Source organism: Limosilactobacillus reuteri, from assembly GCF_013694365.1.
In the GTDB taxonomy this organism is placed as follows: Bacteria; Bacillota; Bacilli; order Lactobacillales; family Lactobacillaceae; genus Limosilactobacillus; species Limosilactobacillus reuteri_E.
Map to the genome: position 1 here is coordinate 1,308,498 of NZ_CP059275.1, position 18,268 is coordinate 1,326,765.

18 protein-coding genes (1 of these 18 running past the window's edge) are annotated in these 18,268 nt (G+C 41.7%); all 18 read left to right on the forward strand.

The window, feature by feature from the left end; all coding sequences use genetic code 11:
* Tightly spaced (each overlapping or abutting the next), the 18 genes in view from tyrS to thrC form a layout consistent with a single transcriptional unit that may run on beyond the window.
* Complete coding sequence (gene tyrS, locus HHK02_RS07760) at positions 1 to 1,251, forward strand: tyrosine--tRNA ligase (RefSeq protein ID WP_085649645.1); 1,251 nt, start codon at positions 1 to 3, stop codon at positions 1,249 to 1,251.
* On the forward strand, positions 1,252 to 2,301 hold the full coding sequence (locus tag HHK02_RS07765; protein WP_003672269.1) for an MFS transporter: 1,050 nt from the start codon (positions 1,252 to 1,254) through the stop codon (positions 2,299 to 2,301).
* The gene (locus HHK02_RS07770; RefSeq protein WP_003665449.1) at positions 2,302 to 2,988 is read left to right on the forward strand and encodes a 2,3-diphosphoglycerate-dependent phosphoglycerate mutase; all 687 of its coding nucleotides are present in this window, start codon (positions 2,302 to 2,304) and stop codon (positions 2,986 to 2,988) included.
* The gene (gene purD / locus HHK02_RS07775) at positions 2,989 to 4,248 is read left to right on the forward strand and encodes a phosphoribosylamine--glycine ligase (RefSeq protein ID WP_003672271.1); all 1,260 of its coding nucleotides are present in this window, start codon (positions 2,989 to 2,991) and stop codon (positions 4,246 to 4,248) included.
* Positions 4,249 to 5,787 carry a bifunctional phosphoribosylaminoimidazolecarboxamide formyltransferase/IMP cyclohydrolase gene (gene purH / locus HHK02_RS07780; RefSeq protein ID WP_087214687.1) on the forward strand — a complete coding sequence of 513 codons (1,539 nt, stop codon included), beginning with the start codon at positions 4,249 to 4,251 and terminating at the stop codon, positions 5,785 to 5,787.
* Positions 5,788 to 6,360, forward strand: a complete 573-nt coding sequence (purN, locus tag HHK02_RS07785; protein WP_087214685.1) for a phosphoribosylglycinamide formyltransferase — start codon at positions 5,788 to 5,790, stop codon at positions 6,358 to 6,360.
* Positions 6,361 to 7,398: a phosphoribosylformylglycinamidine cyclo-ligase gene (gene purM / locus HHK02_RS07790; RefSeq protein WP_181462257.1), complete on the forward strand. Its 1,038-nt coding sequence runs from the start codon at positions 6,361 to 6,363 to the stop codon at positions 7,396 to 7,398.
* Entirely contained in the window at positions 7,399 to 8,853 is a 1,455-nt protein-coding gene (gene purF / locus HHK02_RS07795) for an amidophosphoribosyltransferase (protein ID WP_085679980.1), read from the forward strand. It begins immediately after the preceding gene.
* Complete coding sequence (gene purL, locus HHK02_RS07800; RefSeq protein WP_181462258.1) at positions 8,854 to 11,082, forward strand: phosphoribosylformylglycinamidine synthase subunit PurL; 2,229 nt, start codon at positions 8,854 to 8,856, stop codon at positions 11,080 to 11,082.
* Positions 11,083 to 11,763: a phosphoribosylformylglycinamidine synthase subunit PurQ gene (gene purQ, locus HHK02_RS07805; RefSeq protein ID WP_035154909.1), complete on the forward strand. Its 681-nt coding sequence runs from the start codon at positions 11,083 to 11,085 to the stop codon at positions 11,761 to 11,763.
* Entirely contained in the window at positions 11,764 to 12,012 is a 249-nt protein-coding gene (gene purS / locus HHK02_RS07810) for a phosphoribosylformylglycinamidine synthase subunit PurS (RefSeq protein WP_003669720.1), read from the forward strand.
* Positions 12,013 to 12,732 (forward strand): phosphoribosylaminoimidazolesuccinocarboxamide synthase, encoded by a 720-nt coding sequence (gene purC, locus HHK02_RS07815; RefSeq protein WP_085679971.1) that lies wholly within the window; start codon positions 12,013 to 12,015, stop codon positions 12,730 to 12,732.
* Positions 12,733 to 14,028 (forward strand): adenylosuccinate lyase, encoded by a 1,296-nt coding sequence (purB, locus tag HHK02_RS07820; RefSeq protein WP_181462259.1) that lies wholly within the window; start codon positions 12,733 to 12,735, stop codon positions 14,026 to 14,028. It abuts the gene before it with no gap.
* Positions 14,029 to 15,153 carry a 5-(carboxyamino)imidazole ribonucleotide synthase gene (gene purK, locus HHK02_RS07825; RefSeq protein WP_181462260.1) on the forward strand — a complete coding sequence of 375 codons (1,125 nt, stop codon included), beginning with the start codon at positions 14,029 to 14,031 and terminating at the stop codon, positions 15,151 to 15,153.
* Positions 15,154 to 15,639 (forward strand): 5-(carboxyamino)imidazole ribonucleotide mutase, encoded by a 486-nt coding sequence (purE, locus tag HHK02_RS07830; RefSeq protein ID WP_181462261.1) that lies wholly within the window; start codon positions 15,154 to 15,156, stop codon positions 15,637 to 15,639. It begins immediately after the preceding gene.
* Positions 15,640 to 16,500 (forward strand): homoserine kinase, encoded by an 861-nt coding sequence (gene thrB / locus HHK02_RS07835; protein ID WP_152738452.1) that lies wholly within the window; start codon positions 15,640 to 15,642, stop codon positions 16,498 to 16,500. It abuts the gene before it with no gap.
* Entirely contained in the window at positions 16,501 to 17,775 is a 1,275-nt protein-coding gene (locus tag HHK02_RS07840) for a homoserine dehydrogenase (protein ID WP_003672291.1), read from the forward strand.
* Positions 17,776 to 18,268, forward strand: the beginning of a protein-coding gene (thrC, locus tag HHK02_RS07845) for a threonine synthase (protein WP_181462262.1). It continues 1,001 nt past the right edge of the window; 493 of the gene's 1,494 nt are visible here — the first part of the coding sequence; it begins with the start codon at positions 17,776 to 17,778; its stop codon lies beyond the right edge, outside the window.

The following is an 18,268-nucleotide window of genomic DNA, read 5'->3' on the forward strand; positions in this document are numbered from 1 at the left end:
ATGGATATTCTTAATGAACTAGAATGGCGTGGGGCTATTAACCAAGTTACAGACGAAGAAGGCCTACGCAAATTAACATCAGAAGATAAAATTGCTCTTTACTGTGGAACTGATCCAACCGGGGATAGTCTTCATATTGGACACTTAATTCCATTTATGATTTTGAAACGATTTCAATTAGCTGGCCACCATCCAGTAATTATTATTGGGGGAGGAACTGGTGCAATTGGTGATCCATCCGGTCGAAAGTCAGAACGGCAACTTCAAACCATGGATCAAGTTCACCACAACGAAGAAGCATTAACTGCTCAAATGAAGAAGTTGTTCGGCACTGAAAACTTCACGATTGTAAATAACTATGAATGGTTATCAAAGATCAGCTTGTTAGACTTTCTTCGTGACTACGGTAAACTATTTAATATCAACACCATGTTAAATAAGGAAGTAGTAGCAAGCCGGTTAGATGCTGGTATTTCATTTACTGAGTTCACTTATCAAATTCTTCAATCAGTCGATTTCCTTCATCTTTACCGTCACAATGATGTGCAATTACAGATTGGCGGCTCCGATCAATGGGGAAATATCACTGCCGGAATTGATTTGATTCATAAGGTTGAAGGACCAGATACTAAGGTTTACGGACTTACTATTCCATTAATGCTCAAAGCTGATGGAACTAAATTTGGAAAGACCGCGGGTGGTGCAATTTGGCTTGATCCAGAAAAGACCTCTCCATACGAATTTTATCAATTCTGGATTAACCAAGATGACCGTGACGTTATTAAATACTTGAAGTACTTCACTTTCTTATCAAAGGAAGAAATTGATGACTTGGCAGAAAAAGTTGAGAAGGAACCATGGAAGCGAGAGGCTCAACGTCGCTTAGCCCAAGAAGTAACTAAATTTGTTCATGGCCAAGAAGCAGTTGAAGAAGCAGAACGGATTAGTAAAGCATTGTTCTCTGGGGATGTTACTGACCTTTCTGTTGCAGAAATTGAACAAGGCTTTAAGAATATGCCTTCAGTAGATGTAGAAAATAAGAAAGAAAATATTGTTTTATGGTTAACCGATAATGGCATTGAATCTTCACGTCGCCAAGCTCGGCAAGATGTATCGAGTGGAGCTATCAGGATTAATGGGGAAAAAGTTGATGATGTTGACGCCGAGATTGATCCCCAAGCACATTTTGATGGTAAGTTTGTGATTGTTCGCAAGGGTAAGAAGCACTATTACTTAGCTCGCGTAAAATAAATGAAAATGGAAAAACAACGAACACTCCCAATGAAGGAATTTTACCTTTCATTGAAAGAACTGGTAAAGCCTAACTATTTAAAGGCAATGTGGCCAGTTGCAGGGGTATCAATTATTTTTATTGCTTTAGCAGCGATCTTAGCACTCCTTAATTCAAACATTGCTGCCTCATTGAGTATGACGATGATGATGGTAATGTACGGGATGGCTTCCCCGGTTGCAATCTTGTTCTCATTATTAGAAATTGTAGGGATTGTCGCAATTATTGCTGCGTTAGCCTTCTTCTATACTTTCTTTGCAGTTGCTACCCAATATACATATCAGGATAAGATGGCTCATCCAGAACAACCAGTTAGTGCTGGATCAATATGGATGCACTATAAGCACTTGCGAAAAAACCAAGTATGGCGGATTATTCTTTACATTGGATTGTTTACTTTCTTATGGAGTTTGCCCCTCAACATTGTTAACGCATTACTCTTGCCACATTTATCCGGAGTAGCCGCTGTTTATACGGGGTGGGCAATTCGCATCCTTAATGATATTGTCGTATTATGGAAGAGTATTGAATATTCTCAATCATACTTCCTTTATCGTGAAAAGCAGCCACAATTCCTTAGCCAATCAATGCGTTATGCTTTAACTGCTAGTCGGCGGTTCATGACTGGTCGAAAGTGGAACTACTTTGCAATTCTGTTTGTTTTAGAATTCCTTCCAATGTTTATCTGGACTTTAATTTTTGGTGGATTGGCATTTTACGGCGTTTATACGGCAACTTATGTCCTTACTTATATCGGAATCGTTTTAGTGGTTGTTGGTATTTCCTGCTACCTTCCAGTGGTATATGCAATTCTTGCTTTGTACTACAACAAGGCTCGAGCAGGAATGGAAATGGATGTGCTTTTTAAGGATACTTTTAAGCCAGTAGCCGAATTAACCGGTGAAGCTTATGTTCATGAAGTATATGTAGAAAAACAACCAAAAGAACAACCATCACCAACTGTTAAGCGTGATGATGAAAAGAAACACGAAGCAAAAAAAGATGAATAGATGGCTAAATTAGTATTAATTCGTCACGGTCAAAGTGAATGGAACTTATCTAACCAATTTACTGGTTGGGTTGATGTTGATTTAAGTGAAAAGGGTGTTGAACAAGCAAAGAATGCTGGTAAAGCCCTTAAGGAACACGGCATTGAATTTGACTACGCATACACTTCTGTTTTGAAGCGTGCTATCAAGACTTTGCACTATGCTCTTGAAGAATGTGACCAATTATGGATCCCTGAATACAAGACTTGGCGTTTAAACGAACGTCACTATGGTGCACTTCAAGGCCACAACAAGCAAAAGGCCGCTGAAAAGTACGGTGACGAACAAGTTCACATTTGGCGTCGTTCATACGATGTATTACCTCCATTGCTAAGTGCTGACGATGAAGGTTCTGCTGCAAAGGATCGTCGTTACGCTAACTTAGACCCACGTGCTATTCCTGGTGGTGAAAACTTAAAGGTTACTTTGGAACGTGTTATTCCATTATGGCAAGATGAAATTGCGCCAAAGCTTTTGGACAACAAGAACGTTATCATCGCTGCCCACGGTAACTCTCTCCGTGCATTGAGCAAGTACATCGAAAACATTTCTGATGAAGACATCATGAACCTTGAAATGGCTACTGGTCAACCGGTTGTTTACGATTTTGATGACAAGCTTAACGTATTAAGCAAGGAAAAGTACTAAATGGAAAAGCAGGTCAACGTATTAGTTGTAGGTGAAGGCGGTCGTGAATTTGCCGTGGCGAAAAAATTACAAGAAAGTCCCCGTGTTAAGCAAGTTTATTGTGCGCCAGGCAACGTGGGGATGTCGACTGTAGGAGTAGTTCCCATTGCAATTGCGGAAACTGACTTTGCTAAGCTGATTCAATTTGCTAAAGAACATAATGTTGCGTGGACATTCGTGGGCCCTGAGGATTGTTTGGTTGATGGGATTGTTGATGAATTTAAGGCCGCTGGATTAAAGGTTTTTGGTCCTGATGCGCGGGCTGCCCAATTAGAAGGCTCGAAAGACTATGCCCTTAATTTTATGAATAATTATCACGTTCCCACTGCCCGCCATGCGACATATCGGGATCAAACAGCAGCGATTAATAACGTTGGGCAATTTGGCTTTCCAGTAGTAATTAAAGAAAATGGTTTAGCTGGAGGAAAAGGGGTTGTCATTGCAAAAGATCGTGCAGAAGCAATTAAGACAATCAAAGAAATGTTTGTCAATGGTCAGGCGCGCCTTGTGATTGAAGAATGTCTATCAGGTCCTGAATATTCAATGTTTGTTTTGATTAGTAATGGCCACTACCGAATTTTGCCCATGGCTCAAGACCACAAACGAGCATTTGATGACGATAAAGGTCCTAATACTGGGGGGATGGGGGCTTATAGTCCCTTGCCACAACTTTCCTCAGCCGTTCGTCAACAGATGATTGATGAAGTACTTAAGCCAACAATTGATGGTTTGGTGGCTGGCGAGTATCACTACCATGGGATTTTATATATTGGCCTTATTTTGACTGATAATGGTCCAAAAGTGATTGAATATAATGTTCGTCTAGGTGATCCAGAGACCCAGGTGATTTTGCCCCGCATGAAAACCGACTTGTTCGAACTTGTAGACGCAGCAATTAATGATCGACCATTACCAGAAGTTGAAGAAAATGAAGATGCTTGTTTTGGTGTTGTTTTGGCATCGAAAGGGTATCCAACTAAGCCAATCCACGGCCAAAAGCTGGGAACATTTCCAGTTGATCCTAATGTTACTATTGATTACGCAAATGTTGCTGGAACAATTAATGACTTAAAAGGTGCAGGTGGACGTTTACTAATGGTGATCGGGAAAGATGATTCTCTTCAAAAAGCCCGCGATCACGTTTATGGCTACTTGCGCCAGCTTGATGAACCTGAATGTTTTTATCGTCATGATATTGGTGCAAAAGCTGGACTGCAATAAATGAAAAGAGCATTAGTAAGCGTTTCTGATAAGCAAAACCTGGTCCCATTCGTTAAAGGATTAGTTGAAAATGGTTTTGAAATTATCTCGACTGGTGGGACGAAGCGGGTTTTAGATGAAGCGGGAATTGAAACAATTGGGATTGAGGATGTTACTCATTTTCCGGAAATTCTTGATGGCCGCGTAAAGACTCTTAACCCATACGTCCATGGGGGACTATTGGCTCGCCGGGACTTACCAGAACACATGGCGACCCTCGAAAAACTTAATATTACGCCAATCGATTTAGTCTGTGTTAATCTTTATCCATTTAAAGAGACGATCGAAAAGCCGGGAGTGGAATTAGCCGATGCAATTGAAAATATTGATATTGGTGGTCCTAGCATGGTCCGCTCAGCTGCTAAAAACTATCATGATGTAACAATCGTGGTGGACCAAGCCGATTACGATGAAGTCTTAGCCCAGATCAAAGAAGATGGTGAAACATCATTAGCAACTCGAGCACGCTTAGCAGCGAAAGCCTTTCGTCATACGGCAGCCTATGATTCCCTCATCTCTCAATACCTTACAAAACAGACAGGGCTTGAAGATCCAGAAAAATTAACTTTAAGCTGGGATTTAAAAGAAACAATGCGTTATGGTGAAAATAGTCACCAAAAGGCTTGGTTATATGAAGACGCGCTTCCTAAGGCTTTTTCAGTTTTACAGGCTAAACAATTACATGGTAAGAAGCTTTCCTACAATAATATTAAAGATGCTGATGAAGCATTACGGTGCATTCGCGAATTTGATGAACCAACAGTTGTAGCGATGAAACATATGAACCCATGTGGCATTGGCCGAGGGGATAGTTTGGTTCAAGCTTGGGATCGTGCCTATGAAGCTGACCCTGTTTCTATTTTTGGGGGAGTGATTGCTCTTAATCGGCAAGTTGATTTAGCTACCGCCGAGAAAATGCACAAAATCTTTTTAGAAATTGTCATTGCACCCGGCTTTGACGATGATGCATTTGAGTTATTGGCAAAGAAGAAAAATATTCGTTTGTTGAGTCTGGACTTTAGTAAGAAGGATGAACCAACTAAACATGAAGTTGTTTCAGTGATGGGTGGAATGTTGTTGCAGGAACAAGACACGCTTAAGGAAGATTACCACGACTGGCAATGTGTTACTGAAAAGCAACCAACAGAGGAACAGCTTAAGACATTAATGTTTGCCTGGAAAGCAGTTAAGCATGCCAAATCAAATGCGATTGTCTTAGCAAATGATGAGCGGACATTAGGGGTCGGAGAAGGTCAACCTAACCGAATTGATTCATTGAAAATTGCCGTAAAACATGCTGGCGAGGCGATTGATGACCGGACAGTGATGGCATCGGATGCTTTCTTCCCATTTGGTGATTGTGTTGAATATGCGGGTCAAAATGGCATTAAGGCGATTGTTCAGCCAGGAGGATCAATTCGCGATCAAGAATCAATTGAGATGGCAAATAAGTACGGAATTGCAATGGTCACAACAGGCATTCGTCATTTCCGCCATTAAATGAGAGTCGCAATTTTAGCATCAGGAAACGGAACGAATTTTGAAGTCTTAGCACAGCACTTCAAAAATAATGATCTTCCTGGTGAATTAGCATTACTATTCTGTAATCATCCAGATGCTCCGGTAATGAAAAGAGCTGCCCGACTGGGGATTCCGGCAGAAAGCTTTACGGTCAAATCTTGTGGGGGAAAACAGGAATACGAGGAAAAATTATTGGGAGTGTTGAAAAAGTATCAAATTGACTTTATTGCCCTTGCTGGTTATTTACGAGTAATTGGGCCCACTATTTTGGATCATTATGCTCACCAAATTATTAACCTTCATCCAGCATGGTTGCCAGAATATCCGGGACTACATTCGATTGAACGGGCATTTGCTGATCAACAAGCCCAGACAGGCGTCACCGTACACTATATTGATGCGGGACTCGATTCCGGCCCAATTATCGCCCAGGAACACGTCCCAATTTTACCAACTGATACTATTGAAACCTTAGAAGCACGGGTTCATGAAACTGAGCATCGGTTATATCCTGAAGCACTAAAGCAGGCATTAGAAAAGGAGCAACATTAAATGAGTCGTTATCAAGATGCAGGGGTGGATGTAAATGCCGGGTACGAACTTGTTCACCGTATTAAAGATGCAGTCAAATCAACTGATCGCCCAGGTGTGATTGGGGGAATTGGCAGCTTTGGGGGGATGTTTGACTTAGAAAAATTACAGGTACGGCATCCGGTCCTTGTCTCTGGCACTGATGGTGTGGGAACGAAACTCTTAATTGCCCAACAAATGAATAAGCACGATACAATCGGGATCGATGTTGTCGCAATGTGCGTTAATGATGTCTTGGCGCAGGGAGCGGAACCAATAACATTTCTCGACTACATTGCGACCGGCCATAATGATCCGGCTAAGATGGCAGCGATTGTTAGCGGAGTAGCGACTGGTTGCCGAGAAGCTGGAGCCACTTTAATTGGTGGAGAAACAGCAGAAATGCCAGATATGTATGCAGCCAATGAGTATGACCTGGCAGGAACAGTAACAGGGATAGCAGAAAAAGAAGAACTTCTTACCGCTGCTGGACCGCAAAAAGGTGATATTTTACTTGGCCTCCCATCAAGTGGCTTGCATTCCAATGGCTTTTCCCTTGTCCGGCAGATCTTATTTAAGGATAATCACGTCAAATTAACTGATCGCCCAGAAGCCTTGAGAGGAAAGACGGTAGGAGAAACGATTCTGACTCCTACTAGGATTTATGTTCAAGCGGTCTTGCCATTAGTCCATCGCAAATTGGTTCATGGGATTAGCCATATTACTGGTGGAGGATTGATTGAAAATGTTCCCCGGATGTTAGGAGATAACTTGCAAGCGGTGATTGATCCTGGTCGGTGGCCACAGCTTCCGGTCTTTGACTATTTGCGGGTGCTAGGAGGCCTTACTAAGGAAGATTGTTTCGAAGCATTTAACATGGGAATAGGAATGGTCTTAGCAGTAGCACCAGATCAAGTAGCACAAGTTCAAGAGATACTATCAAATAAAAACATGACAAGTTATCAAATTGGTTATCTTCGTCATTGTTTACCAGATACAAAAAAGATTGTTATCAAGTGAGTGCCAACTGAAATCAAAGGATTAAATGAAGAATGTGGGGTCTTTGGGGTTTTTGATGCGGCTAACGCTAGTCAATTAACCTATTACGGCCTGCATACTCTTCAGCACCGTGGCCAAGAAGGAGCCGGTATTGTCTCAACTGATGGAACGGAACTTTATCAGCACCGTGACCGAGGATTGTTGGCGAAAGTGTTTGCTGATCCGGCTGAGCTTAAACGATTAAAAGGAAACGCTGCGATTGGCCATGTTCGTTATGGGACAAGTGGACATAATTCGATTGCTAATGTTCAACCCTTCCTTTTTCACTTTCATGATGGTGCTGTTGCCCTTGCCCACAATGGTAATTTAACTAATGCTGTTACCCTTCGTCGTGAATTGGAAAATGAAGGGGCAGTTTTCCAGTCAGATTCTGATACGGAAATTTTAATTCACCTTATCCGGAAATATATTAATGAAGGTTTTATTCCTGCTTTGAAGAAAAGCCTCAACCTTGTCCATGGTGGATTTGCCTACCTATTACTGCAAAAAGATCGGTTGATTGCGGCTTTGGATCCTAATGGGATTCGTCCTTTATGTATTGGAAGGTTAGAAAATGGTGCTTATGTTGTTGCTAGTGAGACTTGTGCTTTAGATATTATTAGTGCTCAATTTGTGCGTGATGTTTTACCAGGAGAATTAATAGTTATTGATAAAAATGGGCTACATATTGACCATTACACTACCCAAACTCAGCTGGCAATTTGCTCAATGGAGTATATCTATTTTGCCCGTCCTGATTCTATTATTCATGGGGTAACGGTACATAATGCGCGGAAACGAATGGGAAAGTTATTAGCAAAGGAACATCCGGTTGATGCTGATATGGTGATTGGAGTACCTAACTCATCGTTGTCTGCTGCTAGTGGATATGCTGAAGAAAGTGGCCTTCCATATGAAATGGGGTTAATAAAGAGCCAATATGTTGCGCGAACGTTTATTCAACCAACTCAAGAGTTACGGGAGTTAGGCGTTCATATGAAACTGTCAGCTGTCCGCGGAGTTGTAAAAGGAAAAAGAGTGGTAGTAGTCGACGATTCGATTGTGCGCGGAACAACTTCTAAGCAGATTGTCCAGATGCTAAAAAGAGCTGGGGCTAAAGAAGTTCATATGCTTATCTCCTCACCACCATTTAAGTTTCCGTGTTTCTATGGGATTGACGTATCAACACGTTCAGAACTGATGGCTGCTCATTACTCCATTGAAGAAATGCGGCAGTTAATTGGTGCAGATTCTCTTAATTTCTTGAGTATTGATAGTTTAATCAAAGCAATTAACGTACCAGATGCAGGAGATGCTCCTAATGGTGGACTTACCGTGGCTTATTTTGATGGGAAGTACCCAACGCCACTTTATGATTATGAAGAAGGGTACTTAAAGTCGTTAAGCGAACAAGAGCGATTAGCAAGAAAGGGGTAAATGAAGCAAGCAATGACCCCGGAAGAGATTAAAGAAAAGAAACCATACTTAGATTGGAGCTTGACAGAAGCAGAATATGATTACATTCGTACCCAGCTCTTGGGGCGATTACCCAATTATACTGAAACTGGCTTGTTTTCTGCGATGTGGAGTGAGCACTGTTCATATAAAAAGTCAAAGCCGGTTCTGCGTCTCTTCCCTAATAAAAATGAGCGAGTATTGCAAGGTCCCGGAGAAGGAGCAGGGGTTGTTGATATTGATGATGGACAAGCGGTGGTATTCAAAGCTGAAAGTCACAATCATCCGACAACTGTTGAACCTTATCAAGGAGCAGCAACCGGTGTCGGTGGGATTCTACGGGACATTTTCAGCATGGGGGCACGACCAATCGCTTCCCTTGATTCCCTCCATTTCGGTGAATTAGATAATTCGACAACGCGGATGAAAGTAACTAATACTGTTCGGGGAATTGGTGATTACGGTAATTGTATGGGAATTCCTACAATTGCGGGTGAAACAACATTTGATCCATGCTACCAGGGCAATATTCTGTGTAATGCAATGAGTGTTGGCTTAATGGACCAAAAAGATATCCAGCAGGGTCGCGCTGCCGGAATTGGAAATGCAGTGATGTATGTCGGCGCTAAAACCGGCCGTGATGGAATTCATGGCGCCACCTTTGCTTCCGCAGACTTTAATGATGAAAATACGACGCAACGTTCGGCGGTTCAAGTTGGTAATCCTTTTATGGAAAAACTCTTATTAGAAGCCTGTCTTGACCTTATTAGAAATCATCCAGACTGGTTAGTAGGAATCCAAGATATGGGGGCAGCAGGGATTGTTTCTTCAAGTGCGGAAATGGCTTCCGAAGGTAAAAGTGGAATGGAGCTAAATTTGGATCTTGTTCCGCAACGTGAACCCGGGATGTCGGCTTATGAAATTATGCTTAGTGAATCCCAAGAACGGATGCTACTTTGCGTAAAAAAAGGTCATGAAGAAGATGTCAAAAAGATTTTTGATTTTTACGATCTTGAAGCGGTTACAATTGGCCGGATTACTGCGGGTCATGATTATGTTCTCTTTCATGATGGTGAAGAAGTATGTCATATCCCAGTGTCGAGTTTAACGGATGACGTACTAGAAGAAGAAAGCCTCGAAAAAAAGCCTGCGCGGATTGAATTAGCCGAACAGCAGCCAGCGTGGATTCCAGATGTTGATAACGTTGCTGAAGTTTTAACTGCCTTGCTTGCTCAGTCAACGATTGCGGATAAAAGTAGTCTTTATCAGCAATATGATTCTCAAGTACGGACAAACACAGTGGCTGGGCCCGGGAGTGATGCTGGGGTTCTGCGGATTCGTGGAACACATAAAGGGTTAGCGATGACAACTGATGGGAACGGTCGGTTTGTTTACCTTAGTCCAGAAGTTGGTGGACAAATTGCCTTAGTTGAAGCAGCTGCCAACATAATTGCCAGTGGAGCTGAGCCGTTAGCAATTACTGACTGCTTAAATTATGGTGACCCAACTGATCCAGAAATTTTCTGGGAACTTCATCAATCTGTTCAAGGGATGGCTGATGCTTGCCGTGAATTTAATACCCCGGTTATTTCTGGGAATGTTTCTTTATATAACGAAAACAATGGGCAAGCAATTCATCCGACGCCGATGGTTGGAATGGTTGGTCTAATTAAAAATATTGATCGCGTAATTCCTTCGTTTGTCCAATACCCGGGAGATAAGGTTTATCTAGTGGGCCAAACTCGTGATGATTATGCGGGGTCTGAGTTGCAAAAAATGATGACCGGCGATATTAGCGGAATTGTTAAGTCATTTGACCTTCACCATGTTCATCAATATATGCAACGTTTACTGACGACGATGGAGAACGGCCTTGTTTCCAGTGCCCATGATTTGAGTGAAGGTGGTCTCGGAGTAGCCTTAGCAGAAACGGTCTTCAAAACTGATTTAGGGTTGAAAGTTGACTTTGCTGATCAGCCAGCAGCTCGCCTGTTTAGTGAGACTCCTGGAAGATTTATCGTGACGGTTGCTCCTGAAAATGCAACCGAATTCGAACAGGCATTAGGAAAAGATGCACACCTAATTGGAGAAGTTACAAATAGCCACTGGTTAATGGTTAAACTGGCAAATGGTGAACTCAATGAAAGTGTTGCAAAATTACAAAAAACATGGGAGGAGGCAATTCCGTGCCAACTGAAATCAAAGGATTAAATGAAAATTGCGGTGGTTGTTTTTCCAGGATCCAATTGCGATGTGGATTTATATGAAGCCCTTCATTCCGTTTGCCATGCAGATGTGGAGTATGTTTCTCACCGGCAAAAAAGTTTAGCTGGTTTTGATGCTGTGATGTTACCAGGAGGATTTTCCTATGGTGATTATCTACGAGCTGGCGCAATTGCTCGGTTTACCAATATCATGCCTGCAATAATCAAGATGGCAAATGAGGGGAAACCAGTCTTTGGAACGTGTAACGGATTTCAAATTTTGACAGAAGCAGGTCTTTTGCCAGGCGGACTCAAACGCAATGATAGCCAACGCTTTGTTTGCAAAACTGTTCCTTTAGAAGTAGTGAACTCGCACACTCTTTTTACTAGTCATTACCAGGATCACGAACGAATCGCATTACCAATTGCGCATGCCGATGGTAGTTACTATGCAGATGAAAAAACATTAGATGAACTGGAAGCAAATAATCAAATTGTTTTTCGTTACGCGACTGAAAATCCAAATGGTAGTTTACGCAACATTGCTGGAATTACTAATAAGCACGGAAATGTCTTAGGCATGATGCCCCATCCTGAACGGGCAGTAGAAACTATTCTTGGCAGTACGGATGGCTTACGGTTATTTGAATCCTTGTTAGAAAACGGCAGAATTAAAGTGGAGGCATAGATGGTCAATGTTCGGATTTTCGTAACATATAAGCAATCAGTCTTTGATCCGCAGGGAGAAACAATTAAGGATGCGATCCATTCTCTAGGTCATGATGAAGTAACTGCCGTTAAAGTTGGAAAATTCTTTGACGTTACCTTGGATACAAATGAGGATGAGGTAGCAACGGCAGTAAAAGAAATTGCCGATCAGCTCCTTGTTAATTTCAATATGGAAACTTATACATACCAAGTTATGGAGGAAGCCTAGATGGAGAAGTTATTGTATACCGGCAAGGCAAAGCAGATGTGGCAAACTGAGGATCCAGCGGTTTTACGAGTAGTTTATCTGGACCAAGCTACCGCCCTCAACGGAAAAAAGAAGGATCACTTTACTGGTAAGGGTAAGGCTGCCAATGCTATTTCTTCCCTCGTTTTTGGTTACTTAATGAAGCAAGGAATTGAGACCCACTTTATTAAGAAACTATCAACTAACGAAGACCTTGTAAAAAAATGTGAGATGTTCCCGCTTGAATTTGTAACGCGGAATGTAATTGCTGGCCATTTTGCAAGTCGGTATGGACTTTCAGAAGGGGAAGAGCTTCCTTCACCAGTTGAGGAAACGTTCTATAAAAGCGATGAGCTTAATGATCCCTTTATCAATGAATCCGCAACGATTGCTCTTAAGATTGCCAGCAAAGAGGAGCTTGCGCAAATGTGGGGGATCTGTCGGAAGGTCAATAACTTACTTAAACCATTATTTGCTAAAGCTAATTTACGGTTGGTTGACTTCAAACTCGAATTTGGCCGTTTAAGTGATGGCAAGATTATTCTTGCAGATGAATTTTCGCCAGATAACTGTCGGTTATGGGATCTGACAACTAAGCAACATATGGATAAAGACGTATATCGACGCAAACTTGCTGATTTAACCCAAACATATGATGAGGTATTGGAACGATTAGAAGCAGTGATGAAGGAGGAAGCATAAATGATTGATCGTTATACCAGTCCAGAGATGAAAAAGATTTGGAGCTTAGAAACACAATACCAATGTTGGTTAGATGTTGAGATTGCTGCTGATGAAGCGTGGAGTAAGCTTGGGCATATTCCAGCAGAAGATGTGGAAAAGATTAAAAAGAATGCCAAGTTTTCTGTGGAGGGAATTGCAGAGATTGAAGCAGTGACTCATCATGATGTGATTGCTTTTACCCGTGATGTTTCTAAATCATTGGGGCCTGAACGAAAGTGGGTTCACTACGGAATGACGAGTACAGATGTAGTTGATACTGCACAAGGCTTGCGATTAAAAAAGGCGAACGATATCCTTCGTCAAGATATTGATAACTTTATGGATGTCCTTAAAGACTTAGCTAAAAAATATAAGTACACAGTTTGTATGGGACGAACACATGGTATCCATGCTGAACCAACAACTTTTGGCTTGAAAGCTGCTCGGTGGTATTCAGAAATGAAGCGTAATAAAAAACGTTTTGAACATGCTGCTAAGGGTGTCGAAGCGGGTAAAATTTCTGGTGCAGTAGGAACTTTTGCTGAAATTGACCCATTTGTTGAGGAATATGTCTGCAAAAAACTTGGCTTACGTCCTCAAGAAATCTCCACACAAGTTCTTCCGCGAGATTTACATGCTGAATATATTGCTACCATTGCGCTTATTGGAACAAGTATGGAAGAAATGGCAACCGAGATTCGCTCTCTTCAACGAACAGAAATCCATGAAGTCGAAGAACACTTTGCCAAGGGACAAAAAGGATCTTCTGCTATGCCGCATAAGCGTAATCCAATTGGCTCAGAAAACATTACTGGTTGTGCGCGGATGCTCCGGGGCTTTATGGTACCTGCTTATGAAGATGTTTCGCTTTGGCATGAACGGGATATTTCTCATTCCAGTGCAGAGCGAATGATTTTACCAGATGCAACTTCATTACTTGATTACATGTTGCGGCGTTTTGGTCGAATTTTAAGGAATCTTGATGTATTCCCTGAAACAATGAAGAAGAATATGGATAAGACATTGGGCTTAATTTACAGTGGTCGGGTTCTTTTGAAGTTGGTTAACAGTGGGATGACTCGGGAAGCAGCTTATGATTTGATTCAACCATATACCGCTAAGTGCTGGGCAGAACAGATTCCATTCCGCCCACTATTGGAAGATGACCCAACAATTCAAAAGCAATTAACTAAAGAAGATCTTGATGATGCCTTTGATTACCACTGGCACCTCCGCCATGTTGATGACATTTATAAACGATTGGGATTAGACTAATTGAATAAATTTATTCCACAAGGCTCAACTATTGGCATTATTGGTGGTGGCCAATTGGGACAGATGATGGCATTGGATGCCAAACAGACGGGGATGAAGGTTATTATTTTAGATCCGACACCAAATTGTCCAGCGGGGCAGGTTGCTGATGAACAAATTGTTGCTCCTTATGCCGATACTAAAGCGATTGAAAAGTTAGCTGATAAAGCGGATGTATTAACCTACGAATTTGAAAATGTTGATTTAAATGCTTTGGAAGATGTACAGGATCGCGTTTATCTTCCCCAGGGAACTAATTTGCTTTACACGACCAAAAATCGTTTACGGGAAAAGAATTTCTTACGTCAGGCAGGGGTAAAAACAGCACCTTTCATGGCAGTACATACTTCTGCTGAATTAAAAGATGCAGTAAAGAAAATCGGTTACCCAGCAGTTTTGAAAACTAGTGAAGGGGGATATGACGGACACGGTCAAGAAGTATTACGTAATAAGGATGACCTCGATAAGTGTGCGTCTATTTTAGCCACTGGCGACTGTATCTTAGAAGGCTGGGTTCCTTTTAACCGCGAATGTTCAGTAATGGTCGGACGTAATGAAGATGGAAAAATAACGGCTTTTCCTGTTTCAGAAAATATTCACCATGATGAAATTCTACATTTAAGCATTGTCCCAGCAAGAATCTCTTCTGAATTACAACAAAAGGCGCAAAAAATAGCGGTGCAGATTGCCCAAGCGATTAATTTGCGAGGGATTTTAGGGGTTGAAATGTTTGTAACAGATGATGGAGAGATCTATATTAATGAGCTTGCTCCTCGTCCTCACAATTCTGGTCATTATTCAATTGAAGCTTGTAACTTCTCACAGTTCGCCATCCATAATCGAGCAATTTGTAACTGGCCACTCCCGCAAGTAGAGTTATTAAAGCCGGTGGTAATGGTAAATGTTTTAGGTCAGCATGTTAATGGAGTCCGACAACAGATTCAGAAAAAGGCAAATTGGCATTTTCATGATTATGGGAAAGCAGAAGTTCGTCATAACCGGAAAATGGGCCACGTTACAATCTTGACTGATGATATTGAAGCTACTTTAGCAGAAATTGACAATACAGGTATCTGGGGTGCATAAATGAGTGATATTAGTGTAGTAATGGGCAGTAAATCAGACTGGCCAACTGTTAAAGAAACTTGTGATATTTTAGATGAATTTGGTGTTTCATATGAAAAGAACGTGATTTCTGCTCATCGGATGCCAAAAGAAATGTTCGCGTTTGCGCAAAATGCGGTTGATAATGGGGTCAAAGTAATAATTGCATGTGCCGGGGGAGCAGCCCATCTTCCCGGAATGATTGCGGCAAATACCCCCCTGCCAGTAATTGGGATCCCAGGACAGACAAAAGCTCTTGGTGGCATGGACTCGCTTTTATCAATTGTTCAAATGCCAGCGGGAATTCCGGTGGCAACCACTGCGATTGGAAAAGCAGGCGCTAAAAATGCAGCGTTATTAGCATTGCAAATTCTTGGGATCACAGATAAGCATATTCAACAACAAATCATCGAATATCGACAGGCGATGCATGATCAAGCAAAAGAAAGTGGGCAGTATCTTGAATAAATGATTATTCAAGCACCTGCTTCCAGTGCTAATCTTGGTCCGGGATTTGACTCGATTGGGATTGCAGTCTCTTTGTATTTAAAATTAGAAGTCCTTGGTCCAAGCGATAACTGGCAAGTTGATCACCAGCTTGGGAAGCTCCCTCATGATGAGACGAATATGATTGTAACAACGGCATTAAGTGTTGCACCGGATTTGCCGCCACAGCACCTGCGGGTAGTCAGTGAAATTCCGATAGCACATGGATTAGGAAGTAGTTCAAGCGCAATTGTTGCTGGAATCGAATTAGCAAATCAGCTTAAGAACCTGAACCTTAGCAAGGAAGAAAAAGTTGAGATTGCCAGCCAGATTGAAGGCCATCCTGATAATGTCGCACCGACTATTCTAGGGGGATTAGTAGTGGGGACGCATATTAATGGGCATTTTTCTGCGATTGAAGCGCCCTTATTCCCCTATGCTTTTGCTGCATATATCCCGCCTTATAATCTAAAAACAGCTGATGCGCGAGCTGCCTTGCCATATCAACTGGAATATTCCCAAGCTGTTCATGCGAGCGCGGTTGCTAATACCTTTGTTGCTAGTTTGTTTGCTAAAAACTATGATGTAGCGTTTAAATTAATGGAGGCAGATCGCTTTCATGAACCATATCGCAAAGAGCTAGTTCCAGAATTAGATCAAATTCGTGAATTAGGAAAAAAACATGGAGCACTAGCAACATATTTAAGCGGCGCCGGACCAACAGTAATGACAGTTATCGATAATGACGATTACGGATTATTTGAACAGGCAGTACATGCTGCGGGGCTAAAGGGAAAAGTAGTCCGTTTACACCCAGATGTTGAAGGAGTTAAACTAATATAAATGAAAAACATTAAACTGGGACTGCTCGGTCTGGGTACGGTCGGGTCAGGAGTCTTACAGATGGTTCAACAAAATGCGGATAAAATTCTCGATGTTACTGGGTGCAAGTTAACAGTTAAAACAGCTTTAGTTCGAAACCTTGGTAACTATAATAAGTATGCTGATGAAACTTCTTTAACAACTGATTTTGATGAAATCTTGAATGATGATGAAATAAAAATTGTCGTTGAACTTATGGGTGGTATTCATCCGGCTAAAGAATATATTACAACCTTATTAAAAAATCATAAGAACGTGGTCACAGCGAACAAGGATTTGATTGCGTCTTATGGCCCAGAATTGATGACTGTCGCGCATGAAAATCACTGTGACTTAATGTTTGAAGCGAGTGTGGCTGGTGGGATTCCTATTTTGCGGACGATTGCTAATAGCTTTACGGCAGATAAGGTTACTGAAGTAAAGGGAATTGTAAATGGAACAACGAATTACATCTTAACGCAAATGAGCCAGCGGGGATGGTCATACCACCAAGCACTTGCCCAAGCACAACAGCTGGGATTTGCAGAGAGTGATCCAACCAATGACGTGACGGGTAAGGATGCGGCTTACAAGATGATTATATTAAGTCAATTTGCATTTGGAACTCAACTAGATATTAAGGACATTGCGGTAGAAGGGATTGACCGATTGAATGACGCTGATGTTCAACAAGCAGCGTCATTTGGATACGTAATTAAATTACTAGGGATTACCAAGCTGGTTAATAATGGAGTATTTGTCGAAGTTGGCCCAGTGTTAATCCCCCGTGATCATCCTTTAGCAACAATCAATAATGAATTTAATGCAGTAATGGTTACAGCCCAAGCGGTCGGTGATACGCTCTTCTATGGCCGCGGTGCAGGGGGCTTGCCAACTGCTAACAGTGTGTTAAGTGATATTACAACGGTAACGAAAAACATTATCCTGGGAACTAATGGAAATCTCTTTAATAATTACCAACAACCTTATATTCCAGCAAAACTTGCTGATATAAAATATCCATATTATTTATCGTTAACCTTGCCGGATGTTCCTGGGCAAATGTTGAAGCTAACCCAGATGATGACGGATATTAATGCTAGTTTTCGTGAAATAACCCAAACAAAAGATGGCAAAATTGCGCACATTGCAATCATTACTCACCGGATGAGCAAAGAACAATTACAGACATTACTAACTAAAGTGGCTAATGATCAGTCAATTAACTTGTCGGCGGCTTATAAAGTGATGGGATAGATGGACTACCGTAGCACTCAGGGAGACTTATCAACGATTTTAAAATCACCAACTGCTATCTTACAAGGACTTTCTCCAGACTGCGGTCTTTATGTACCGCTTCATTTTCCTCAACCAACTTATAACCTTGCAACCTTAATTTCGTTGCCGTACCAACAACTTGCTGCAACTATTCTTAACTGGTTTTTTGATGAATTTACGAGCGACCAACTACTGAAAAATGCAAATACCGCTTATGGTAGTCAGTGGGATAACCGTTTAATTGCCCCATTAACGCCCAAACACGCCAGCAATTATTATCTTGAGCTTTTTCACGGGCCGACACTGGCATTTAAGGATATCGCCTTACAAATGTTACCCCAATTAGTGTCACGTGCTGCACAAAACACCCAACTAGAAAAACAAATCGTTATCCTTACCGCAACTTCTGGTGATACTGGAACAGCCGCAATGCGAGGGTTTAGCAATCAAAAAGACACACAGGTAATCGTCT